At 41.8% G+C, this 24,687-nt stretch carries 20 protein-coding genes and 2 pseudogenes; 12 read left to right on the top strand and 10 right to left on the bottom strand.

The window, feature by feature from the left end; translation table 11 throughout:
* Window positions 1-89 precede the first annotated feature (89 nt).
* The gene (locus C7B70_RS20610; protein ID WP_106370852.1) at window positions 90-386 is read right to left on the bottom strand and encodes a 2Fe-2S iron-sulfur cluster-binding protein; all 297 of its coding nucleotides are present in this window, start codon (window positions 384-386) and stop codon (window positions 90-92) included.
* 298 nt (window positions 387-684) lie between these two features.
* On the opposite strand from C7B70_RS20610, the gene C7B70_RS20605 reads away from it, so the two are divergent.
* From C7B70_RS20605 to C7B70_RS28635, 3 genes are all read left to right on the top strand, one after another.
* Window positions 685-2,010, top strand: a complete 1,326-nt coding sequence (locus C7B70_RS20605; RefSeq protein WP_106370848.1) for an efflux RND transporter periplasmic adaptor subunit — start codon at window positions 685-687, stop codon at window positions 2,008-2,010.
* Window positions 2,011-2,016: 6 nt separating this feature from the next.
* The gene (locus C7B70_RS20600; protein ID WP_106370847.1) at window positions 2,017-5,286 is read left to right on the top strand and encodes an efflux RND transporter permease subunit; all 3,270 of its coding nucleotides are present in this window, start codon (window positions 2,017-2,019) and stop codon (window positions 5,284-5,286) included.
* A 787-nt stretch (window positions 5,287-6,073) separates the two neighbouring features.
* Window positions 6,074-6,778 (top strand): DapH/DapD/GlmU-related protein, encoded by a 705-nt coding sequence (locus tag C7B70_RS28635; RefSeq protein ID WP_106370846.1) that lies wholly within the window; start codon window positions 6,074-6,076, stop codon window positions 6,776-6,778.
* On the opposite strand, the gene C7B70_RS20590 is transcribed toward C7B70_RS28635, so the two are convergent.
* On the bottom strand, window positions 6,775-8,310 hold the full coding sequence (locus C7B70_RS20590; RefSeq protein WP_106370845.1) for an FAD-dependent oxidoreductase: 1,536 nt from the start codon (window positions 8,308-8,310) through the stop codon (window positions 6,775-6,777). The two genes, C7B70_RS28635 and C7B70_RS20590, sit on opposite strands and share 4 nt — an antisense overlap.
* A gap of 57 nt (window positions 8,311-8,367) precedes the next feature.
* Window positions 8,368-10,299: an excinuclease ABC subunit UvrC gene (gene uvrC / locus C7B70_RS20585; protein WP_199192410.1), complete on the bottom strand. Its 1,932-nt coding sequence runs from the start codon at window positions 10,297-10,299 to the stop codon at window positions 8,368-8,370.
* A gap of 386 nt (window positions 10,300-10,685) precedes the next feature.
* Between uvrC and C7B70_RS20580 the strand changes: the two genes are divergently transcribed.
* Entirely contained in the window at window positions 10,686-10,865 is a 180-nt protein-coding gene (locus C7B70_RS20580) for a hypothetical protein (RefSeq protein WP_106370844.1), read from the top strand.
* 27 nt (window positions 10,866-10,892) lie between these two features.
* On the opposite strand, the gene C7B70_RS20575 is transcribed toward C7B70_RS20580, so the two are convergent.
* The 5 genes from C7B70_RS20575 to C7B70_RS20555 form a co-directional block, all read right to left on the bottom strand.
* Complete coding sequence (locus C7B70_RS20575) at window positions 10,893-11,318, bottom strand: response regulator (protein WP_233221020.1); 426 nt, start codon at window positions 11,316-11,318, stop codon at window positions 10,893-10,895.
* Window positions 11,319-11,599: 281 nt separating this feature from the next.
* On the bottom strand, window positions 11,600-12,787 hold the full coding sequence (locus C7B70_RS20570; RefSeq protein WP_106370843.1) for an LL-diaminopimelate aminotransferase: 1,188 nt from the start codon (window positions 12,785-12,787) through the stop codon (window positions 11,600-11,602).
* A gap of 15 nt (window positions 12,788-12,802) precedes the next feature.
* Complete coding sequence (locus tag C7B70_RS20565; RefSeq protein WP_106370842.1) at window positions 12,803-13,132, bottom strand: co-chaperone YbbN; 330 nt, start codon at window positions 13,130-13,132, stop codon at window positions 12,803-12,805.
* Between the two features lie 125 nt (window positions 13,133-13,257).
* Window positions 13,258-14,040 (bottom strand): PspA/IM30 family protein, encoded by a 783-nt coding sequence (locus tag C7B70_RS20560; protein ID WP_106370841.1) that lies wholly within the window; start codon window positions 14,038-14,040, stop codon window positions 13,258-13,260.
* A 75-nt stretch (window positions 14,041-14,115) separates the two neighbouring features.
* Window positions 14,116-14,808: a PspA/IM30 family protein gene (locus tag C7B70_RS20555; protein WP_106370840.1), complete on the bottom strand. Its 693-nt coding sequence runs from the start codon at window positions 14,806-14,808 to the stop codon at window positions 14,116-14,118.
* Window positions 14,809-14,933: 125 nt separating this feature from the next.
* Between C7B70_RS20555 and C7B70_RS20550 the strand changes: the two genes are divergently transcribed.
* Entirely contained in the window at window positions 14,934-15,485 is a 552-nt protein-coding gene (locus C7B70_RS20550) for a DUF721 domain-containing protein (RefSeq protein ID WP_106370839.1), read from the top strand.
* On the opposite strand, the gene bioF is transcribed toward C7B70_RS20550, so the two are convergent.
* Together bioF and lepA are read right to left on the bottom strand one after the other, a co-directional pair.
* A complete protein-coding gene (gene bioF, locus C7B70_RS20545) occupies window positions 15,472-16,626 on the bottom strand; it encodes an 8-amino-7-oxononanoate synthase (RefSeq protein ID WP_106370849.1) in 1,155 nt (384 codons plus the stop codon). The genes C7B70_RS20550 and bioF overlap by 14 nt on opposite strands.
* Window positions 16,627-16,695: 69 nt before the next feature.
* A complete protein-coding gene (gene lepA / locus C7B70_RS20540) occupies window positions 16,696-18,507 on the bottom strand; it encodes a translation elongation factor 4 (protein ID WP_106370838.1) in 1,812 nt (603 codons plus the stop codon).
* A gap of 347 nt (window positions 18,508-18,854) precedes the next feature.
* Here lepA and C7B70_RS20535 point away from each other — a divergent pair, with 347 nt between their 5' ends.
* The 7 genes and pseudogenes from C7B70_RS20535 to C7B70_RS20505 form a co-directional block, all read left to right on the top strand.
* Window positions 18,855-19,082: a hypothetical protein gene (locus C7B70_RS20535; protein ID WP_106370837.1), complete on the top strand. Its 228-nt coding sequence runs from the start codon at window positions 18,855-18,857 to the stop codon at window positions 19,080-19,082.
* Between the two features lie 110 nt (window positions 19,083-19,192).
* A complete protein-coding gene (locus C7B70_RS20530; RefSeq protein ID WP_106370836.1) occupies window positions 19,193-20,974 on the top strand; it encodes a cell wall metabolism sensor histidine kinase WalK in 1,782 nt (593 codons plus the stop codon).
* A 171-nt stretch (window positions 20,975-21,145) separates the two neighbouring features.
* A pseudogene (locus C7B70_RS28905) lies at window positions 21,146-21,718 on the top strand (ABC transporter substrate-binding protein); the annotation flags it as partial.
* 102 nt (window positions 21,719-21,820) lie between these two features.
* The gene (gene surE, locus C7B70_RS20515; protein WP_106370835.1) at window positions 21,821-22,501 is read left to right on the top strand and encodes a 5'/3'-nucleotidase SurE; all 681 of its coding nucleotides are present in this window, start codon (window positions 21,821-21,823) and stop codon (window positions 22,499-22,501) included.
* 60 nt (window positions 22,502-22,561) lie between these two features.
* The gene (locus C7B70_RS20510; RefSeq protein ID WP_106370834.1) at window positions 22,562-23,218 is read left to right on the top strand and encodes a DUF2232 domain-containing protein; all 657 of its coding nucleotides are present in this window, start codon (window positions 22,562-22,564) and stop codon (window positions 23,216-23,218) included.
* 104 nt (window positions 23,219-23,322) lie between these two features.
* A complete protein-coding gene (locus tag C7B70_RS28470) occupies window positions 23,323-23,454 on the top strand; it encodes a hypothetical protein (RefSeq protein ID WP_255409359.1) in 132 nt (43 codons plus the stop codon).
* 343 nt (window positions 23,455-23,797) lie between these two features.
* A pseudogene (locus tag C7B70_RS20505) lies at window positions 23,798-24,610 on the top strand (reverse transcriptase N-terminal domain-containing protein); the annotation flags it as partial.
* Between the last annotated feature and the right edge of the window lie 77 nt (window positions 24,611-24,687).

Genomic DNA, 24,687 nt, shown 5'->3' with positions numbered 1-24,687 from the left:
CCGGGTGAGGCAAAAGTTTCATGCCCGGATCTGTAGGAGAGGTGCGGGGTTGTAATAGCCCCCATCGACTCTAACTATTTGCGGCGGATTTAAGGCTTTGTTACTACGCTTATTGGCCCATTTACTAAAGCTTGACAAGCTAACCGATAAGTGCTAGGCTTTTTCTTAAACTTGCGATCTTCAACGTCTGTGCGCGGTGATATATTTTCTAGACCTTCGGCTATATCTACAATGCACGTACCGCACTGCCCATAACCGCCGCAGTTCATCATTTTACCTTTCCAACTATAAAGGTCTATCCCGTTTTCCATTGCTTTGATGCGAAGGTTTGCTCCATCGGCTGCGATCGCTTCAATATTTTCTTTGACAAATTTGATATTAGCCATTTGTTCCCTGATTAACTGCCCTTGCTGCAATTTTTGATGCAGTTCAACATCTAAAAATCTTTACTTGCTGCCCTGTTGTCTCAATTAAACACCAACACTTAACTAATTTTGCTTTGTCAAGCTTCTCTTAAGTGATAGATTTGATTTTTTACAACTTGCGCTAAAATTAAGCATACCAAATATTTAGATAACTTAATAAATCACTACAATAATTGTAAGTTCGGGTAATGGAAAACTATTATTTGCCTCCTATGGAAGGTAATACTACCCAATAAGTGCCTTGACAGGAGCAGAATTTATGATTGAAATCGCTAAAATGCCCAAGTTAGCAAAAATTAACCTTAATCAATATCATCGCTACTTAGGGAGTGTTTTAGTGGTTGGGGTAGCAATAATTACAAGTAGTTGTACGCCCAAAGAAGCCGCCGACGCACAATCGCAAGAGAAAAATCGACCTACGGCGGTAAATGTAGGAGTTTCTAAGACAGAAACATTAGCCCCATCGCCCACTTATACGGGGAGTACAGAACCAATTAAAACTGTATCAATGCGAAGTCAAGTAGAAGGGCAATTATTAGGCTTAAATGTGGATGTGGGGGATTTTGTCAAGCAAGGGCAAATAATTGCCCAGTTAGACGACTCTATTTTAAGAACGCAATTAAACGCAGCAGAAGCGGAACTTGCAGCATTAAAATCGGAAGTAGCTAGAAGCAATAGTCAAGTTAGCAACGCCCGCGCCCAAGTAGAAAGCGCTAGATTAGAATTGACTCAAGCCCAAGCCGATTCTCAAAGGCAGCAAAGCTTACTTAGGGAAGGAGCGATCGCAAGTCAAACAGCCCAGCAGACCCAAACAGAAGCCCGTACAGCCGCCCAAACTCTCCGCGCAGCAGTACAAACAGTAACCACCGAACAACAAGCTGTAGCCGCCGCCCAAGGTAGGGTAATTGCCCAGCAAGCCGTAGTAACCCAAGAACAAAAAAGGCGATCGTATACTCGGTTAATAGCGCCAATTTCTGGAATAGTTTTACAACGACTGCAAGAACCCGGTGATTTAATCCAGCCTGGTAACGAAGTATTGCAAATTGCCGATTTTAGCCGCATCCAAGTACGGGTTGAAGTTTCAGACAAACAACTAGGAAATATTAGTACAGGGCAATCAATAAGTGTAAAACTCGATGCTTTTCCTCAAGAAACTCTAAACGGACAAGTTACCCGTATTTACCCCGCCGCCGATGCTACAGCGCGTTTAGTGCCAATAGAAGTAGTGATTCCCAATAGTAATGGCAAAATTGGTAGTGGTTTGCTGGCAAGAGTGAGTTTTATTAGTTCAAACCAAGAATCTGTTGTTGTACCTCAATCTGCTTTAGGTGGAGGACAACGGGAACAAACAGGACAAAAGGAAAGTAATACAGGGACAGTATTTATCGTCACTCAAGAAGCCGAGAATAAAGCAAAAGTTGTCGCTCGTCCCGTGACATTGGGCGATCGCGCGGATGGCAAAGTAGAAGTTTTATCAGGGCTAAAAGTAGGGGAGAGATACGTAACTGCTAGTAGTAAACCCTTAAAAAATGGCGAAACCGTAAATTTATCAATTCTGTCTAGAAAACCCGCAGCAAAAGGATAGTAAGTAATGCAGGACAATGGGAAAAACGCAGGATTTAGTATTAGTGCGATCGCAATTCGACAGCATATTGGTACTCTAATGCTGACTGTTGCTGTAGTTGTGTTGGGAATCTTCTTTTTTACAACTATTCAAGTTGACTTGCTCCCCTCCATTACTTATCCCCGAATTGGTGTCAGGCTTGATGCACCGGGCATTTCTCCCGAAGTAGCGGTTGATGAAATTACTAGACCATTAGAGGAAGCATTAGCAGCAACAGAAAATGTCGAACAAGTGTTTTCTCGCACTCGTGAAGGACAAGTAAGCCTTGATTTATTCTTTCAGCCGGGGGGAGACATTGACCAAGCCCTTAATGATGCTACGGCGGCTTTCAACCGCGCTAGAGGCAATCTTCCTGATACTGTTGAAGAACCGCGCGTTTTTAAGTTCGATCCTTCTCAGTTACCTGTTTACGAATTGGCGCTAACTTCTACTTCGTTGCAAGGAAAAGATTTGCGGGTGTTTGCAGACGAAGAATTATCCCGCGAATTAAGTGTTGTTCCTGGAGTAGCTTCTGTAGATGTATCAGGGGCGGCGGAGGAGGAAGTAAGTGTAAACGTTGACCTTAACCGCTTGCAAGCTGTAGGAGTTGGTTTAGTAGATGTTTTAGATGGTTTAAGAGCGCGCAATCAAGACATTTCTGGGGGACGGATTCAAGGAGAAAATTCTGAGCCATTGACTCGGACTGTAGGACGATTTCAAAATGCCCAGGAAATTAATAATTTATCTTTTGATGTGGCAGCAGCTAATCCAGATAGTCCCCGTCGCCGCGTCTATTTAAGAGACTTTGCCCAAGTAGTTGATGGTACGGAAGAACAAAGAGTTTCAGTTTTTCTCAACCGTCAACCCGCCGTAAAACTATCAATTCAAAAACAACCTGATGCTAATACTATCAATATTGTCGATGGGGTGAAAGCACGAATTGAGGAGTTGCGGCAGTCCGGTTTGATTCCCGCAGATATGGTTATAACGCCGACTTCTGACGAATCTAAATTTATTCGTAATTCCTTAGCAGACGTTACCAATTCTGCCATTACTGGGGCATTACTCGCCGCCGCCGCCGTATTGTTATTTTTAGGCTCATTACGACAGACTTTTATTATTACCTTGGCAATTCCGCTTTGTTCGTTGGCGGCAATTATTTTAATGAGTCTGTTCGGTCTAACTTTAAATGTATTTAGTCTGGCAGGTTTAACTTTAGGAATTGGTCAAGCTATTGATACATCTGTTGTAATTTTAGAAAATATTGCTGTCAATACTAATAAAAATTCGGGGAGACTTCGCCCGTCAACAGCTACAGAAATTAGATCCAATGCTCAAGAAGCGGCTCAAGAAGTAGAATCCGCCCTTGTAGCCGCCACCAGCGCCAATTTAGTCTCGGTACTGCCATTTTTGCTCATTGGTGGTTTTATTTCCCTACTATTTAACGAATTAATTTTAACTATTAGTTTTGCCGTTGCAGCTAGTCTTTTAGTAGCAATTACTATTGTCCCAATGCTGGCTTCTCGGCTATTATCAATTCCTTGGTCTAGTCGAGTAAGCGAGTTTTGGCTGATTCGCAACTTTAACCGCAGCTTTGAAGCGGCGACGGGAGGATACGCCAGATTATTAAGGCGAGTAGTACGCGATCGCATTCTTGTAGTTACAATTGCTGTAATGATTTTAGGTGGCGGTACAGTGTGGATGATTGGGCAAATTCCCCAAGAAATTCTCCCCCGCATTAGTACCGGACAAGTCAACCTCCGGGCGCAATTTCCCCCCGGTACGCCTTTAGCCACAAGTCAACAAGTGATGGAAATTGTTGATGGCATCCTCCGTAAACAGCCCGAAACAGAGTATGTTTTTTCTACAGTGGGGGGTTCTTTATTTGGTAGCAATACAACGGCAAATCCTTTACGCAGTAGCAGTACAATTACCCTTAAACCGGGGGAAGATACCGAGGCTTTTGTTGAAAAAGTTAAACCCCAGTTTGCCAAACTTAACTTAGTCGGAATTAGGTTAAATGTAACTCCAGGTCAAGTACGAGGATTGATTTTAACTAATACTCCCGCTCAAGGCTCGGAAATTGATGTAATCTTACAAGGTGAGAGTGATCGCACTTTACAAGAAGCGGGAGCGCAAGTAGTCCAAGCTTTAGAAAGCGCCAAACTCGCCCAATTTCGCCCCGATGCTGACCCGCGCCAACCAGAAATTCAAATTCGCCCTGATTGGGAACGAGTAGCAGACTTAGGACTAACAACCCAAAATATCGGTGATACAATTCAAACTGCTATTGAAGGTTCTGTACCTACTCAAATTCAACGGGGAAATCGTTTAGTTGATGTGCGTGTACAATTTGAGCGCTCATCTATTAACCAACCTTCCCAGTTAGAAAGCTTGCCTTTATTTGTGCAAAATAACAAGCAAATTCGGTTAGCAGATATTGCCACAATCGAAACTGGACAAGCGCCGGGAGAAGTGCAAAGAATTAATCAAAGACAAGCTTTTATTATTGCTGGGAACCTCAGCGAGGGAGCGAGTTTAGGCGATGCACTTACTGAAGTACAGCAACTTTTAAGTAACGTGCAATTACCTGAAGGTGTTTCTATTGTTCCGAGTGCGGCGGCGAAGACTAATCAAGAGTTGCAGAAGTCTTTACAGCTATTGGGAGGATTAGCAACTTTCTTGATTTTTGTAGTAATTTCTGTACAATACAACTCGCTAATCGATCCGTTGGTAATTATGCTAACAGTACCTTTAGCTTTAGCTGGCGGATTATTTGGGCTTTATATTACCAAAACTGCAATCGGTGCAACAGTATTAGTTGGTGCTGTATTGTTGGTGGGTATAGTCGTAAACGCGGCTATTTTGATGGTAGAACTAGCTAATCAAATTTTGCAAGAACAAAACGACGCTATTTCTACGCAAGATGCTCATACGGCGGCGATTTTGCAGGCTGCACCCCAACGATTACGCCCGATTATGATGACGACTGTTACAACCATTTTGGGCTTATTTCCCTTGGCGCTAGGAATTGGGGAAGGTGCAGAGTTTTTGCAACCATTGGGAATTGTCGTTTTTAGCGGCATGGCGATCGCAACAATACTTACTTTATTTATCATTCCTTGTTTTTATGTAATGCTTCACGGTGTTTTTGACACTGATTGGATAAAGCTACTTCGTGTCAAGTCTAAGACAATCCATAAGTTATTGAATCGTAGACATACAGCAACGCAGAAAAAGAACAAAAGAGTTAATTAGTTATTTTGGCTTCTTAGTCTTGCTTTTGCACTATTAATAGTTAGAACCGCTAATTATTCAGCTATCTTCACTTTTTTAAGCTGGATAACTAGACATAGTACCTAACTTTAGAAAATGCCGAAACTCAAACTTTTCGACATTTTTTGTTATAAGTTCCTTAAACTTGACTTCATCATTTCTTTATGTATTTATACGGAGAACTTTATTTTCACTTCATAAGGCTCCCAAAATATACTGTTAAAATTATGTAGAGAGGCAACTCAAACGGTCTTCAGACCAGTTTTTTCTATCGTGATTACAGCAAAAAACTATAGGAACTGGATTCAAGAAAGCCGCCACCGCAGCCGGGGAAGCATATATTTATTTGCCCCGATGGTGGAATTTAATGTTATGTCAAATGTCGGAGATTGTCCCCCATAAAGTGGGTGGATAATTCCAAAAAAAATTCAGTGAGCTGGAAAGCATCGCGAGAATTTACCGCCAAAAAAGGCATTTTTAGTCCGGCGGTTACTAAATAGTTATCAAGCTATTAATCCTCTGAAAATAGGCGAACTTTAATTGACTGCAATAGTCAACCAGATATTTTGCTGCCAGCTACAGAAAGCTGTTGGATTAAGCAGCTAATTTTTGGGCGAAGCCCGTAACCGGGCGCGCTTGCGCTATCGCGTCTGCACCAAATTTAAAAATATTAGCCTCAATTTCGCCTTTATTGACAATAAAGCATGAGCTTATTACGTCAATACTGAGCAACTGCACTTCATAAATCGAACATTAGAGCTATAAAACCATGATCTTCAATAACAGTGCTAAGTTGACACGTGCCAAAGAGCTTTTAGTGACCACTGGCGTGGGTTGGATTCCACAAATCGCTGGGGGAAACTTCCTCCGAAGACTTGCTTACCGTCTAATCTTTAAGAAAATAGGAGCGTCAGTTTACATTCAAAATGGCACTGAATTAATCGGAGCCGACAGAATTGAAGTTGGTAGCAACGCTTTTATGGCTCAGGGTGTGAGTATAGTTATCAGCAAGCTCAATAGTAAGGTACTGCTTGGAGAAAGCGTTTCTCTCAGTAAAGGAGTAATTATTAATCCTGCGGGTAGTAACTGTTGTATTGAGATTGATAGACATACATTTATTGGTCCCTATACCTGTATAGGAGGACCAGGGAATGTCAAAATTGGGAAATATTGTTTAATTGCAGCACATTCAGGCATTGTTGCTAATAATCACATTTTTTCCGACCCCACAGAGATGATTCACCTCCAAGGAGTAACTCGCCAGGGTGTAGTAATTGAAGATAATTGTTGGTTGGGTTATGGAGTCAAAGTATTAGATGGCGTAACTATTGGTGAAGGTAGTGTAATCGGAGCCGGAGCAGTAGTAACTAAAAATATTCCTCCTTATTCTGTTGCAGTTGGCGTACCTGCTAAAGTAGTTCGCAGCCGCCAGCTTGTAGAAAAGCAATTTACAAATTGGAGAGAGGCAAGTTAGTAAAGGTCGTATCCCGAACCATACTGCCATTTGTCTAACATTCGATGATAATAATATTGCTCTGCGGGGGATATATATTTTACCCGCTTTAGCAACTTTGAACCAAGCTTGAATAAAACTGTATAAAGTCCTAAGTTGATGTAATGCCACATCCAATCAAACAAGCTGACGATACCAACTTGGGGAATAACTTGAGCAATTAATAAGGGATAATTGAGAGCAGTTTTAAGTAAGGTTTGCGTCAAGCCAGAAAACTGCACCACATCTTGCAAAAAGGGCTTTAATACAGGTTCTCCTAGTTGCTGCATTTGGGCAAACACGGCAGAAAGTAAGGTGTTAATTTGATTAGGATTGAGTTTTTGCCCTACCCCTACTCTCATTGCCTTTTGAAATAGCCAAGTTACGCTTAAATTAGGTTGATAAGGCTGTAATAGTTTCAATGCTGGCGCTGATAACTGCTCTGTTGCTAAAGCTTCACTAATGCCTAAAGTTAAACGTTTGAGATGACGCACCATTGAGCCAAAACCGCCAAAACTCAAAGGTGATTGATTTCCGCTACTATCGCCAATGGGTAAAATTCGCCCCCAAGGAAAATATAACTGCTGCCTGTAAGCCGGAAAAAAACCAAATAGCGCTCTTTGTATTTGTAATTGATTTAATAAAACACCTTGATACTCTGGCAATAAACGCAGATATTCAGCAAATAAGGTTTCTATGCCAATATGTTGCGCGTTTAAGTCCATATAGGTAAATAAATAAGTAGTTCTCCCGTCTTTTGCTGGAAAAGCCTCCCAGAAGTATTGACAATTATTTAGTACGGGCGTAAAAGATGCTAATAAATCGCCCGTACTGTTGGGCGCAAATCCTTGAGCGCAACTACCTACTACTAAGCAGATACCGTCAGGTTTTTTCGCCTGTCTTGCTTGCCCAACTATAGGAGAAAAACTACCCATTGCGTCAAGTAACAAGCGGGTACTAAAAGTGTGAGATATTAAAACGCCATTAGGATGAACTACCGCACAATCAAAAGCAGTATTTTCAAATAATTTCCCCCCCGCAGCGAGAAATTTATTTTTTAAAGTTTCTAATAGATAGACTGGATCTACGCCAATATTGAGAACGTCTTGTACGCAAACTTCTGTACCGCCCAAGAAGCTGACACGAGCAGGGTTATACTCAGTTGCGATCACATTAACCAATTCTTGCTGACTTAATAAGTCCAATTCTAAAAATACTTCTAATTCCGAGCGTGAGATATTCCATTCTTGCTCTCTACCGCGCAAAACTCCCCGCTCTAGCAAAGCTACTCTTAACCCTCTTTTAACTAAAGCACAACCGATTAAAATTCCTAACGTTCCACCGCAGATAACAACATCCCAATCTATCGTTTCTAGATGTAGGTTACTTTGGCTCACTACTTGGGGGATAGGTGCAGTGTTTTCTCGCAAAGAAGTTAACAGGCGATCGCATTTTTGCAATCCGCCAAAAACATCACCGGGTAATTGGTTCAAAACTTCTTCAACTAAGCGCATAAAACTAATTTATCTTTCAAGTCGTAGTTATGAGTAGCAATAGATAGCAATTTTAGATTACGCTGGATGAAAATAATTGTAGATTTCCTGGGCTAAATGCGAACCAATCCCTGGCGCTTGGGTTAACTGCTCTGGCGTAGCTTGACGGATATAATCAACAGAGCGAAAATGTGCTAGTAATTGCTTTTGTCTGTGGTAGCCTAAACCAGGAATATCATCTAAACGCGATCGCTTTAATTTGTCGCTTCTCTGTTGCCGATGAAAACTAATCGCAAATCTATGCGCCTCATCTCTCAATCGCCGCAATAACTGCACTCCTGGCTGCTCTGATTGAGTAGGAATAGGTTTTGATTCTCCTGGTGTAAATATCTCCTCTCGCTGCTTTGCAAGGCTAACTACGTGCAAATCTTCTAATAGATTCATCTCTTGTAAAACGGCGACTACAGAAGATAGTTGTCCTTTACCGCCATCAATCATCACTAAATCCGGCCAATCAGGATTACCTACCCGCGCTAATTGCGGATCTTGCCCATACTTGCGAAAACGCCGCCCAATTACTTCTGCTAAACTTGCGAAGTCGTCTGAATGTCCCGCCGTAACGGTAGGATTTTTAATTTTGTAATGGCGATAGTATTGTTTGGCGGGTAATCCGTCGATAAATACTACCTGAGACGCAACCGCATTAGCGCCTTGAATGTGGGAAATGTCGTAACCTTCAATGCGGCGAGGTAATTCGGGCAAATCGACAATTGCAGCCAAATCTTCCATCGCTTGAGAATTGGCATCGCTTAACTTTTGCGTCCGCGCTAACTCATACTCAGCATTACGTTCGACCATTTCAATCAATTCTGCCTTAGTTGAACGTTGGGGAGTAAGGATTGCTACTTTTCGTCCCTTGCGATCGCTCAAAACTTCCGCTAATATCTCGGTTTGTGGCAATTCGTGCTGAACTAATATTTCGCTAGGAATCTCTACCGAGTCGGCTGTTTGATAATGTTCTTCTAATACTCTTTGTAAAATTGCCCCCATATCGGCATGAATATCGGCAACAAAACCTAATCTCCCTACCAATTTTCCCGCCCGAATTTGGAATAATTGAATGCAGGCGTGTTGCTCGTTAGCGGCTAAAGCGATCGCATCTCTCGATACGGTATCATCAGGCAAAGATACTTTTTGATGAGCATTAAGCGACTTTAACCCAGCAATTTGATCCCGCAATCGAGCCGCCGATTCAAAATTCATTTCCTCGGCGGATTTTTGCATTTGCTCGGTTAATATATCAACCAATTCCTGCGCTCGACCTTGAAATACCATTGCAACTTTCTGAACAGTTTTTCGGTAGTCTTCTGGTGTAATCAATTTTTGACATACCCCAGGACAACGCCCCAAATCGTAGTTAAGACAAGGACGATCTTTAAATAAAGGCTGCGGACGTTGCTTAAGAGCAAAAAGGCGTTTAGCTATGCGTAATATACTCCGCAACAGCCCTGCGTCTGTGTATGGGCCGTAAAACTTATCTTTTTCCTTACCTATTCTGCGGTTACGAGTAATAAAAATGCGCGGGTATTCCTCTGACCAAGTAATGCAGACATAGGGATATTTTTTATCATCCTTAAGTAAGACATTAAAGTAGGGCTGATGCTGCTTAATTAAATTTGCTTCTAGAGCTAAAGCCTCGGCTTCTGTATCTGTAACAATAAATTCAATCTCGGTAATTTGCCTGACCATCATCGAAATGCGATCGCTTAATTTTTGCGCTGGTCTAAAATATGAACTAACGCGCGATCGCAGCGAACGCGACTTACCTATATACATAATGCGATCGCTAATATCGCGCATCAAGTATACTCCCGGTTCTCTAGGAACTTCTTTAAGGCGAAAAGCTAAACGTTCTCGATCTTTTACCAACGGTAAGTTAGCTGCTTTTTTTGCTGGGGTTATCTCTGGGGAAAACGGAGCTTGTTCTCTCAAGGTTTGGATATTTGTCATAACTTTACGCGCTTTGTATAGCAGTGCTGACTTTTTGCCCTAGCTGGCAATAGAAAATTTTGACTATGCTATGGTTTGGCGTTTTTTTGCTGCTTTTAAGGTGTCACCGTTTCTTAATTCTACTTTGGGCAACAGTTATCAAACTCAAAAAAGGTGTAGATTGATTGCTCCAAATCTTTATGTTTAAGTGCAATCACTTAAAAAACTTTAAGTTTTAAGTGTTATAATATACGAGGGTGTCTTTGTAAAGTTGTTGTCAATTTTTCAGTTTTTATGATGAAATTATTGCAATTGCGCCTATTTTGGTTGTTTCTCCGATTAGATTAGTAAAAGGGGTTAGAACTCAGGTTTTTTCTTTTTGAGTAACTTTACAATATCTTAGTTATATGAATTTAGATGAATTTGAAAACCAGTATCGCCGCGCCCTTGATGCCAATCTCAATCGACTACAAACAGCAGTTTTACTAATTGCTAAACTAGAAACTATTGTTACTGAGGTTGGTCAAGATTTACAAAATCTGACATTGACTTTTGAAGAATATGTAAATGAGCAGAGAGGAAAATAAATGTCAACTATTTAATTTTTAGAGGGATTAATTAGCTATTTCTTGCTCAATGGCTTGTTTTAAGTCCACAAGATTAACTGGCTTGATAAAATACTGACGCGCACCTAAATTCATAGCTCGTTGACGATCGGCTTTAAAAGCACGAGCAGAAACAATTATTACAGGAATATCTCGCCATTGCGGGTTTAATTGCAGTTGCTCTAATAGAATATAACCGTCAATATCTGGCAACCTCAAGTCTAAAAGAATTATATGTGGGTGAAAATTAACTACTTCCTCAAGCAAATTAGCTCCACACGCCAAACTCATTACGTTATAACCGCAAAACCTCAGATAATCATTTAACATTAACCGATTAAGGGTGTTATCTTCAACGATTAATAAACGCTTTAGATCGGGATATTGGGGTAAAGCTGCACCGGATTCCACCTTGAGATTTCTATCACTATTCACGAGCTTATCTGTTATGGAACTCGAAGGCAAAGGTCTAGGCACGTTGTACGGGAAGCTAACTCTTTAATCCCTAAATTGTAACTTCACTTGGTTTAATTTAAGAACAATAATCTAAATTTGTAAACCTTATTTGCATAACGTACGAACTCGGTGGGAGAAGTAAATATCTTTCTAAGAGTAGTAGTTTAACCACTCTTAGAAAGATATTTACTAGGTGAAACCAAAAAAAATTGATTAGGTAACTAGGAAGTTATGCCGTCATAACTGAACAAAGTTGAGTTTTAAAACTGGGTAGATTTTGTAGCGTTAATAACTTCAGATATTTTGCTGGCGGCAATTTTTAAAATAGCTGGATCATGTACTAAAGCAAATCTAACGTAACCTTCGCCAAATTTGCCAAAGCCAAAGCCAGGAGAGGCGGCGACTCCGGTAGTTTCTACTAAATGAGTGCAAAACTCTATAGAATTGGTAGACCAAAATGCGGGTAGCTTTGCCCAAATGTACATGGTAGCGGCGGGAGTTGGCACATCCCAGCCAATTTGATGTAAAGCAGTAATGAAAGTATCTCGACGTTGCCTGAAGGTGTTTTTAGCAACATCTACTCCTGCTTGATCGCCTGTTAAAGCCGCGATCGCACCGTTTAATATCCCTAGGTACTGATTAAAGTCAACGGCAGCTTTAACCTGTCTTAAAGCTCTAATTAGCTGAGAGTTGCCAATGGCATAACCCACCCGAAAACCGCCCATATTGTAAGACTTAGATAGAGTAAAAAACTCAATAGAAACACTTTTATCGGGGTCAGCTTGCAAAACTGAGGGTGCGACTTGCGCGTTAAAAACCAAGTCAACGTAGGGGAAATCGTGGACTAAGACTAAATTATGCTGCTGACAAAAAGCAACAGCGCTGCGAAAAAAATCAAGGGGTGCGATCGCACTGGTGGGATTATGAGGATAACTAAGTACCATCATTTTTGATTGCGCGAGAATGGTTAAGGGAATATCCTCAAACACTGGTAAAAAAGCATTCTCAGCGCGTAACGGCATTGGGTAAATTTGCCCACTAGCTAAATAAACGCCCCCAGCGTGAGAAGGATAGCCAGGATCGAGTAATAAAGCATAATCTCCCGGATTGAGTACAGCTAATGGTAAATGAGCCGTACCTTCTTGAGAGCCAATTAGCGGCAAAACTTCCGTTTCCGGATCTACTGCAATGCCAAATTTTTGTTCGTACCAACTAGCCGCCGCTTGACGGAATTTTTGCGTGCCATTAAACAGCAAGTAACCGTGAGTGCTAGGATCTTGCAATGATTGAGTAATTGCCTCAATTACGTGGGGCGCAGTTGCTAAGTCAGAAGAACCCAAAGATAAATCGATTATGTCCTTTCCCGCCGCCCTAGCTTTTGCCTTCGCCCTATCCATATCAGCGAATACATTAGCTTGCAGGAAATCTATTCGTTTAGCAAATTCCATAAACAAGTTATCAATTTAATTAGGCAGATGAGGATCGAGAAAGCTAATTAATTTTGGTTTAGCGATCGCACCTTCAGAGGAGGCAATTAACTCGTTTCCTTGAAATAAGCGCAACGCAGGCACGCCTTCTACCTGGTACTGTTTCACTGTGACTTGATTGGGGTCTACTTCCATTTTGACCACCTTAAGGCTACTACTATAATTGTCTGCTGCCCAATCTATAGAAGAAGACATCAGCCGACAAGGGCCGCACCAAGAAGCCCAAAAGTATACTAAAACTAGCTGGTTTGCTCCAATTACCTCAGCTTCAAACTCTTGATCGTTAATGGCGATCGCTTTACTCATAAAAAATTTATTATTTAAGTCTTTTCTACAATAAACTGAACTGACCGCTAAAAATTATTACTTCCATAGCCCAAAACACTCTAATAGACTTAGCATTCTACTAGAGTGTTTTAAACTACAGCAATTTAAAGGTTATCTAACTGCTTGCGTAACTGCTCTAATTCCGCATCAACAACTTCATTAGATTTTGCGTCAGTTGGTTGCACCGTTGCTTGAGGAAGGGATGGGGTACTAGCCGAAGTAGCAGGGCCTAAAGACATTTGAGCTTTGAGGGCGGCTAATTCATCATCTACACCGCTACCCGATTCTAGTTGAGCAAATTGGCTTTCTAGATCCGCTCCTGCCAATTCTCCAGCCGCCTGACCCCTTGCTTCTTGCATTAATACTTTTTCTTCCATTCGCTCAAAAGCTGCCGTAGCGCTATTTGTTCCCAATCTACCTACCGTGCTTTGTAAGTTCTCTTGGGCTTTAGCCGCAGCACTTCGGGCTTTGAGCATATCTTTTTTGGTTTTCGCTTCAGAGATTTTGCTTTCAAGCCCGATTAAACTCCGCTTGAGAGTGTCAATTTGACCAACTTGGGAATCCAAGGTAGTTTTTATAGTATTAGCATTTTCACTAAAGCTTTTTTTCCGTTCCAACGCTTGACGGGCAAGATTTTCGTCACCTTTTTGCAGTGCTAATTGGGCGTTGCGCTGCCACTTATTAGCTTCATTTTGAGATTGATTGTACTGCTGTTCAGAGCGTTTTTGCGCGGCGATCGCCTGAGCAACACCTTGACGCAATTGTACTAAGTCTTCCTGCATTTCCAGGACAGACTGCTCTAACATTTTTTCTGGGTCTTCAGCATTACTGACTATATCGTTCAAGTTTGATCTGACAACTCGGCTAATGCGATCAAATAATCCCATAACTGTTATTAATTCCGTTTCAGGTTTACAAGGACAAATCTTAAGCAATTTTTACTAATAGCTATACTAACAAAGCTACTTCAATTCTTCTACCGGGGGAAGTTGGGCTTGGTTTTGCGATTGTGCTTTCATAGCAGCAAGTTCAGCTTCTATATCGCTAGTAGAACTTAAAGAATTGAATTGTTTTTGCAAGTCATCAGTTCCCAATTCGGCGATCGCTTCTGATTGAGCTTCTAGTTGCAATACTTTTTCTTCCATTTGGGCAAAAGCATTTAAAGAACTTGTAGTATTGACTCCTCCTAGCATCTCATTTAACCTTTGAGAAGCTGTCGCCGAGCGCGCTCTAGCAATATACATATCTTTTTTTGATTTTAGTTCGCCAATTTTTAATTCTAAAGTCTGCATATCTTTTTTGATTCTATTAACGACACTGCTTTGCTCTGTCCTTTGAGCATGGAGGGCTGTAGCCGTCTCTTGATAAGATTTGCGCTTGGTTAGGGCTTCTTTGGCTAAAATTTCATTTCCTTGATTTAAGGCTAATTGAGCGCGGCTGTACCAGTCTTGGGCGATAGAATCGGCTTGACTTGCTTGTCTTTCGGTACGCTTAGTAGTAGCGATCGCACTAGCTACAGCTTGTCGCAGTTGTACTAAATCGTCTTGCATTTGAGCAACGGTTTCTTCTAGCACTTTTTCTGGATCTTCGGCTTTGTTAACTAAATCGTTTGTATTAGCGCGAATAACTCGTTTGATGCGGTCAATCAGTCCCATGACGGCTCTCCATTCACGTGGCTTTAAAGTGCGACGATATATAGTAGGTAAAATCTTTCAGGCAATTAAATTCATGGTATCGCTTACTTAAAAGAAGCGATCGCCTTACAACTCTAAATAATGCCATGTCTTTCAAACCAATCGATCAAATTTTAGGGATTGTTCTTCAGCAAAGCAGCTTGCAACAACAGCCTTTTCAAATAGCGCTGCAACATTGGGCGCAAGTTGTAGGTAGCGCCGTTACACCCCATACTCAATTGCTGTCAATTCAACGAGATGTGTTGCAAGTAGCGACTTCTAGCGCTGCTTGGGCGCAAAATTTGACCTTCGAGCGATCGCGCATTTTAGCTAAATTGAATATTTATTTACCTAGTCCTTTAACTGATATTCGCTTTTCTACTGCTCAATGGCAACGCCCCGATACCATTGCCAAAAATCGCGCGATCGCTGAGAATTTTTTTGGCGGCGTTCATCCTAGTGTTGTAGAACCGACAAGTTTAAATAAAACTAAGCCTCCAAAAAGTAAAGATGCTCAAGCAGCTTTTAGCCAGTGGGTAAAAACAACCCAAGAGAGAACTCATAATTTACCTCTTTGTCCTCAATGCCAAGCTCCCACACCTCCAGGAGAATTGAAACGCTGGCAAGTTTGCTGTATGTGCGCTGTCAAAGAGTTTTAATATCTTGCAACGCAGCGATTAATTTTTCAATATGTTCGTGTTGATGAGTTGCCATTACTGAAAACCGAATTCTACTTGTAGGTACGGTGGGCGGACGAATGGCGGGGGCAAAAATTCCCGCATTTTTTAATTTAGATGCCGCTTGCATGGCTAAACTTGCACTAGAATACTGACAACAAATAATTGCAGAATCAGAATCAATAATTGGTAGAGGTAATTGTTGTTTTAGGTAAGCTACATTAGTCCATAATTGCTGACGACGCTGAGGTTCAGAATCAATAATTGCGATCGCACTTAGGGCGGCGGCGGTAGCTGCGGGAGAAAGCGCTGTAGTATAAATCCAAGTAGCGGCGCGGTTACGCAGAAAGTCGATTAAAAGTTTTGAACCCGCTACAAAACCGCCCAAACTCCCCAAAGCTTTACTCAAAGTTCCTACTTGAATCAGGTGGCTATTGGCAACGCCAAAATGTTCCGCACAACCTGCCCCTGTCGCTCCAAATACTCCTGTAGCGTGAGCTTCATCAATTAGCAGCATACAATTAAATTGCAGCGCCAAGTCGGATAGTTGGGGTAGAGGACACAAATCGCCATCCATACTAAAAACGCTATCGGTGATAATTAGGCAACGGCGAAAGTTAGCTCGTTGTTGGGATAACAGATTATCAAGAACTTCTACATCGTTATGCGGATAATCTATAACCGTTGCACCGCTAAGAACTGCCCCATTTTTTAGACAAGAATGATTGTAAGTGTCTGCTAGAATTAAATCTCGTTTGCCGACTATTGCCGAAATTGCCCCAATATTAGCTAAATAGCCAGAGCTAAATACTAAAGCATCTTCGGTTTGTTTGAGAGATGCGATCGCACATTCCAACTGTCTATGCAACTCTCGATGTCCGCTCAGTAGCCGCGAACCTGTGCTACCTGTACCTAATTCAATAGTAGCTGCGATCGCGCTTTTAATTAGGCGATCGTCTCCCGCCAGTCCCAAATAATCGTTACTTGCAAAATTAACAACTTCTTTTCCTTCTAACTCTACTACCGCGCCCGTGCCGCTAATTGCCTGCACCGAACGATACCAATCAGCGCGGCGAATAGTATTTATTGCTGGCTCTATCCAATCGTAAGCCTCGTACTGCATTGTCCAAAGTTGAATATTTTTGTATTTAAGTTGAGATTGAGGCAATGTTTAAAAGCCTCAATCCTAAAATCACTCTTTATCTAAACGCAATACTGCCATAAAAGCCTCTTGAGGCACATCTACTGTACCCACCGACTTCATCCGCTTTTTACCTTTTGCTTGTTTTTGCAGTAGCTTTTTTTTGCGGCTAATGTCGCCACCGTAACACTTAGCTAATACATCTTTTCTCAAAGCGGGGATTTGTTCGCTGGCTATAACTTTACTGCCAATTGCCGCTTGAATTGGCACTTTAAATTGATGGCGTGGGATTAATTCTTTCAGCTTTTCTGCCATCGCCCGTCCCATATTGTAAGCTTTATCGCGGTGAACAATCATCGCCAAAGAATCTACAGGATCGTTGTTAATTAAAAGATCCAAACGAACTAGATGATTTTCCCGGTAGCCGATTAGGTGATACTCCATACTGGCATAACCCCGCGTCCGCGACTTCATTTGATCGAAAAAGTCAGTGACAACTTCTGCTAAAGGCAATTCGTAAGTTAAGGTTGTGCGCCCTTGGGTAAGATACTTCATATCTTTGAAGACTCCCCGCCGATTTTGGCACAACTCCATCAAAGTACCAACAAAGTTTTCCGGCGTAATCATGTCTACTTTGACGTAAGGCTCCTCAATTTTTTCGCGCTCGTTTGGCTCTGGTAAGGTGCTGGGGTTATCTATATGCAGAATTTCGCCTTTATTTGTAGTTACGCGATAAACCACCGATGGAGCCGTTGTAATCAAGTCTAAGTTGTATTCTCTCTCTAGCCGCTCTTGGACAATTTCCATGTGCAGCAAGCCCAAAAATCCGCAGCGAAAGCCAAACCCCATCGCGCTAGAAGTTTCTGGTTCGTAGTGTAAAGCCGCGTCATTTAATTTCAGCTTTTCTAAAGCATCGCGCAAATCTTCAAAGCGATCAGCATCAATGGGAAACAAACCACAAAAAACCATTGGATTAGCTTCTGTATAACCCGGCAATGCCTCTGTAGCTCGGTTTAAGGCTAAAGTAATAGTATCTCCAACTCTCGCATCTGCTACGGCTCTAATGGAGGCGGCTAAGTATCCTACTTCCCCGGCGTGGAGTTCGCCTATTTGTGTTTGTGTGGGTGACAGTACGCCTAATTCATCAATTTCGTATTCTTTCCCCGATGCCATTAAGTGAATGCGATCGCCTTTTTTTACCGTACCATCCATCACCCGAAAGTAAACTATTACTCCTCGGTAGCTGTCATAATAACTATCAAAAATCAATGCTCTTAAGGGTTTGTCAACGGTATCTTGAGGAGGCGGTACACGCGCAACTATAGTTTCTAATATGGCATCAATACCGATTCCTTCTTTCGCCGATGCCAAAATTGCTTCGCTACAATCAAGCCCAATAATTTCTTCTATTTCACCCGCTACCCGCTCTGGCTCTGCTCCTGGCAAATCAATCTTATTTAAAACGGGGATAATTTCTAAGTTATGCTCCAACGCTAAATAAACATTTGCCAAAGTCTGCGCTTCTACCCCTTGAGACGCATCTACTACTAACAAAGCCCCTTCACAAGCAGCTAAACTCCGCGATACTTCGTAAGAAAAATCTACGTGTCCGGGAGTATCAATTAAGTTTAAAACATAGGTTAAACCATCTTTGGCTAGGTAGTTCATCCGCGCCGCTTGCAGCTTGATTGTAATGCCGCGTTCGCGTTCGAGATCCATATTGTCAAGAAACTGCTCTTTCATTTGCCGTTGCTCTACAGTGCCAGTAGTTTGTAGCAAGCGATCGGCTAGAGTAGATTTTCCGTGATCGATATGTGCGATGATAGAAAAATTACGTATTTGCGCTACGGGAACATCAGTCATACTTTTTAATTTAGCGGCAATAAAGTTAAGAATTGAGCATACTTAACGCATTTTAATCCTTTCTGCCTAAAAGCGATGGACAAGCCGCCCTCAGCAATTTAAGGAGAATATCAGCTTTCCCTAACTATAGAGTTTCATAAACCTAGGTGCGATCGCATTAATGGGCGCAACTTATATATAATTTCTATAGATTTAACCGCAGTTTGGTGTAACAAGTTTCTCTAAAATTGCTATCGTAAAGATTAGCCATATCGTTCAATGACTTTCCCGTGCGAGCAGCTACCAAGGCTAGAGTAATTAATAGAATATACACTTTAATTTGTTAGGCAAAAAGCCATATACCATAAATGACTGAAAATAGCATTAATTCAAATTCTTTTGATGACAAAGTAGAAATCTCTATTCAGTTAGATTCAACTTTACTAGATCAATTACAACACTTAACAAAAGAACCAAGTAAAGTCATAGAAGTGGCAATTCGTCAGTGGCTGCGGGGCGAAACCCAACGAGATGATGAATTGACTCGCACCATTGGGCGCACCCCTGTACCTCCTCGCGGTGAGTGGAACGATTAAAAATCCACTATACAAAGCTAAGTTTTTTCACTTTGATGAATTTTGTGCCAAACTTTGAACAATAGTCTAAGACATTAATATTAGCTACTTGTTTATAAAAAGCCTGACAAATGAGTGTGTCTGCTAGTTCTGAACCGCCTACAGTGTTTGACAACTTAAAATCTAGTGCTAAAGATAGCTGTGGGCTACAAGTTCTAGGTTCAGAGTTAACTTTTACGCAAGAAGCAACCGGAAGATATTTGTCTTTCTATTGGCAGCAAGCTGAAAGTTATGGATTGAGTAACGAGCAAGTAATTGGAAAATCTCTAAACGAAACTTTTGCTCCGGTAGATGTAGCGGCTTATTCTCAACGGCTACAGAGAATTTTGGCAAGCATGACTCCTGAACATTGCCGATGCTTGTTCAAGCATAAACAAAATTTGTGGAGCTTTGAATTAGTCATTAGCCCAGTTCCTTGTGCTAACCAACCGACAGTAGTTTTAGTTATGGGGCGACAGCTAGAAATTCAATCAACCGGCCTAACAATCAACTCCTATCCTGTTAATTATACGCAACCAAATACCATTGCTCCCGTTGAATCCAAAAAACTGCTAATTCATATTGCCCGAAATATTCGCCGAACTTTAGACTTAAACACGATTTGGCAGCAAACCGTTGATAGTTTGGGCGAAGCTTTGGGTGTGAGTCATTGTATTGTTTGTGCTTACACAGCAAAATCGCCAGTAGTCAAAGTAGTAGCCGAATGCAGACAAGTAGCCGTGCGTTCGATGGTAGGAAGTGAAATATTAATTGCGGAAGATGCGGGATTTAGTCAAGCATTAAAAACCCTAGAACCTGTATTAGTAGACCAAACTGATAATCCTTCTTTTCAACAGTCGTTACTGGTAGTTGCAACTTATTACCAAGGTAAACCAAACGGGCTAATTAGCCTAAGACAGTGCATTCGTTCACCATTGGTACTAAAAGAAACTAAGAGCGCACAAGCAACTACGCCCCCCCGTCAGTGGACGGCAGATGAAATTGAGTTAGTGAGAGAAGTAGCAGAGCAAGTAGGAACAGCGATCGCTCATGCTACTTTGTATAAGGAGTTAGAAGAAGCAAGACTACAAGCCGAGGAAGCTTCAAGGCTCAAAAGCGAATTTTTGGCAAATACTTCTCACGAAATTCGCACCCCCTTAAATGGAATGCTGGGGTTTTTAAAGCTAATTTTAGAAGGGATGGCCGATGACCCCCAAGAACAAGAAGAATTTATTAAGGAAGCTTACGGTTCTGCCATCCATTTATTGCATATACTTAATGATATTTTAGATATCGCTAAGATTGAAGCTGGCAAAATGGAGCTAGAACTTGGGCGAGTTAAGCTTGATGAATTATTAAATCATGTAGAAAGTTTTACTAAGCCTCAAGCGGAACAAAAAAACCTCAGCTTTTTAATTCAAAAACCCGATACGACCGATGAGATTGTTGTTTATGGCAACTATAAGCGGTTATTACAAGTAATGCTAAATTTAGTTAGCAATGCCCTCAAGTTTACGGATGAAGGTGCAATTACAATTAGCGCTGATGTAGTCCGCAAAAAAGTTATATTTCAAAACCAAACTCTGCCAGGTATCGTTAAAATTCGCGTTGTAGATACAGGCATTGGGGTATCTTTAGATAAACAAGAAAAGCTATTTCAAACTTTTAGTCAAGTCGATGGTTCGCTAACCCGTCCTTACGGTGGCACAGGCTTAGGACTAACCATATCTCAAAAGCTTGTAGAAGCAATGGGCGGCGAGGTATATTTCTTTAGCATGGGTGAAGGACTGGGTTCGACAGTAATGTTTACTATACCGCTATACCAAGAGCCTGTAATGTCGTCCGCACCAGTAGATACTTCTAACGAACAATAATTAATGTTTTTGCTCAATCTAAGCAATTTTTAAGTTAACAAACTTAGTGTAAGTCGTTAAGGAAATTAAAAAACAGTAGTATTTGTAACAATTTAACTTCTGCTCTTAGTTGCTTGTCAAGAGTATAGTATAGCTACTAATTTAGCTTAACTAGGAAAATTACTCTTTGTAATTACAACTAACCACTCATCAAATCCTATTCCCATTGGAGTCACTGTAGCGCAAACTAGCAACGTAGCATTGCTTGGTCAAGAACAAGTAGCTGGCGTAAAAATTGCCTAAAAATATTTTAATGATAAAGGTGGTACTAAAGGTACACCGATTAAAATAGTATTTCAAGATATGGCAGGAGATGAAGTTCGAACAATCAATGCTTTTCAAACTTTAATTACTAAAAACAAAGTTGTTGGATCTACTTTATCACAACAAGCTTTTAGTGCTGACCCTATAGCTGAAAGAGCAAAAGTTTCAGATTTAGACCCTTCTAATACTGCAAAAGAAATTCACCAAATTGGGGAATATATTTCGCGGGTTTCTGCTCCGGTTGCTATTGTAGCTCCTAACTCTATTGCAGCCGCTTTAAAAATTAATCCTTAAGTTAAAAAAGTTGCCGTGCTATACGCCCAAAATGATGGGTTTAGCAAGTCAGAAACAGAGATTTTTCAGCGAACGGTAAAAGAAAGAAAGTTAGATATTGAAGCTTTTGTACCTGCCGACGACTCAGCCTATAAAGAAGCGATCGCCTTTGCGATATTATTTATTATGCTTGCAAGTCGCCCCCAAGGATTGCTAGGAAGGCGTTTAATCCAAAAAGTTTAAAAAATCCACATCGCAGCTTAGTAATATATGACTCTAATTTTAACTAACGATGATGGGATAGATGCGCCAGGGATACGGGCGCTACTTAAAGCTGTAGAGGGGCAAAAAGTCATTGTAGCGGCTCCGGTAGACCATTTATCGGGCTGTGGACACCAAGTTACGACAACTAAAGCTATAAATGTACATCGTCGCTCTGTTACAGAATACGCGATCGCCGGGACTCCTGCCGATTGTACGCGCATTGCTTTATCTCACCTATGTCCAGAGGCAAAGTTTGTCCTTTCGGGCATCAACGCCGGGGGAAACCTAGGAGCGGACGTTTATATCTCTGGTACGGTTGCCGCCGTGCGCGAAGCCGCTTTTCATGGGGTTAGTGGCATTGCTGTATCCCACTACCTCAAAGGTAAAAAAAATGTAGATTGGGATACCGCCGCCAGATGGACAAAGCAAGTTTTGGCTGACTTAATGAATCGCTCCCCAGAAGTTGGGACTTACTGGAATATAAATTTACCGCACTTAGAACCGGGAGATCCCGACCCAGAAGTGGTATTTTGTCAACCCTCTACCCAACCATTGCCAGTAAATTACCGCGTAGAAGAGGACGATTATTATTATGTGGGGAAATATGCCCAGCGCGATCGCACGTCCGGGACAGATGTAGATGTTTGCTTTGCCGGAAAAATTGCTGTAACTAGGCTACGGTTGTAAGTTAGGCGATCGCGCATTGTATTAGAGCAAGTAGACTTGAAAAAGTCTTTAATAGAATTCATGAGCGATTCCAAGAAGTTTGTAGAGCCATTGCGCGCCGCACCACCCTTAAAAATGGTAGAAACAGCTTTTTTAGCCAGTGCTGCCAGCTTAATTTATTTTATTAATTACTATTTTCCTTTGGGGCCATTATTGCAAATATTTTTTCCCATACCTATTGCCTTACTTTATCTGCGTTGGGGTCGTCGAACGGCTTGGATGGGGGCGTTGGTTTCGTTTTTGCTGCTGTCGGTACTTATGGGGCCTACTCGTAGTATTGTTTTTGTTGTCCCTTACGGCTTGATGGGCGTCCTACTAGGTGTAACTTGGAAACGCCGCTCTCCCTGGATAGTTTCTATTGGTTTAGCAACTTTATTAGGAGTTTTTGGGGTATTTTTTCGACTATGGTTATTGCTAGTGTTATCGGGAGAAGATGTTTGGGTATTTTCTATTACCCAAGTCACAAACCTACTCGAATGGCTATTTCTTAAAGCTGGATTGCTAACGCAACCGAGCAGAGTTTTGGTAGAAGCAAGTGCGATCGCAAGCGTATTTCTCAACAATATTATTTACTTATTCGCCGTACATTTAGCGGCATGGTTCTTGTTTGATCGTTTGGGTAATCCTATTCCTCGCCCTCCTCGTTGGGTACAAGTTTTGATGGATTATGAAGAATAGTGCGATTCGTTGGTAGCTAAATCGCGGTAATCAGCCCGTACATAAGCTACCCAACCAGACAGCAGATTACTGTCATTACAGGTTGAACTTCAAGGTTGATGTAGGTGAAAGCCCTACCCGTCAAACTCAGACGTGACTCCTTATCTGCCCACGCCGAACCGACTCGGAGTACCTACGGGGAAATTGGTAGAGCGAAGCTGGGTACAGGGTGCAATCAGACAACTATTACGGGTTGACACTGGTGCTAATAGGGGGTTCCTATGACTAAAACAGATTCTAGAAAAGTGACCTACATAATGGCAGGGCGTAAACAGGAACACCTGGAAAAGCCTGACCACGCCAGAGATTAGTATCCCGCCGAGCATTTGTTCTAGCAACGGCATGAGTAAGGGGTTCTGGCGGTCAAATTGAATCAGTCTAAGGGAACGAACAATCACCTTGAGGAACGAATAAAAACAGTCTGTTAGGTCTGGGGTTTCGTAACCCCGGTAGGCTAGACGAGTAGCGGAATCCCGCAGACTGGGTAGGATGACCCGTAATTGGGTCAAGGTTCAAAGAACACACTTTTTGGAGCAGAGCATGGTTAGACACAGCGAAAACGCTAGTGAACTTTGGAAGAACCTCCCCTGGAAGAAATTTCGGAAGGATTTATTTCGCCTGCAAAAACGGGTGTGGAAAGCAGTTTCAGTTGGTGACAAGCGTAAAGCTAAGTATCTACAGAAACTTATCTTGAAGTCTACGGCTGCAAGACTATTGGCTATTCGACAAGTAACTCAGTTAAATGCTGGGAAGAAAACGGCGGGTGTTGACGGCAAAGCGTCCCTCACTTTTGAAGAACGCTTTTTATTAAGCCATGAACTTAAGGAAAACGTTAACACATGGAAGCATAATAAGCTACGCGAAATTCCTATCCCCAAAAAGGACGGAACAATACGTATGTTAAAAGTTCCCACTATGGCGGATAGAGCGTGGCAGTGCCTCGCAAAATACGCCTTAGAACCCGCCCACGAAACAACCTTCCATGCTAGAAGTTATGGGTTCAGAACGGGACGCTCGGCACACGATGCCCAGAGAATCCTGTTCAACAATCTAAACTCCAATGTTAATGGAATAGATAAGCGAGTCATAGAGCTTGATATTGAAAAATGTTTCGACCGGATTAACCACTCATCCATCATGGAACAACTCATCGCCCCCTTGGGTATCAAGACAGGAATTTTTCGCTGTCTTAAAGCAGGGGTTAACCCAGGATTTCCCGAACAAGGAACGCCACAAGGCGGAGTGGTTAGTCCATTACTAGCAAACATCGCCCTCAACGGAATCGAATCCATCCATAGATACAAATCTGGACGATGGATAGAACCATCAATTCGGTACGCCGACGACATGGTTAGTGCGACTCGATGTCGCATGGTTTGAGTGAGAGACTCATAGGAACAACTCTCCGGCTAAGTGTCCAACAAAGCTGT

The sequence above is a fragment of the Chlorogloea sp. CCALA 695 genome (genome assembly GCF_003003885.1).
Lineage (GTDB): Bacteria > Cyanobacteriota > Cyanobacteriia > Cyanobacteriales > Chroococcidiopsidaceae > Aliterella.
This window is presented reverse-complemented; position numbering and strand designations above follow the sequence as displayed.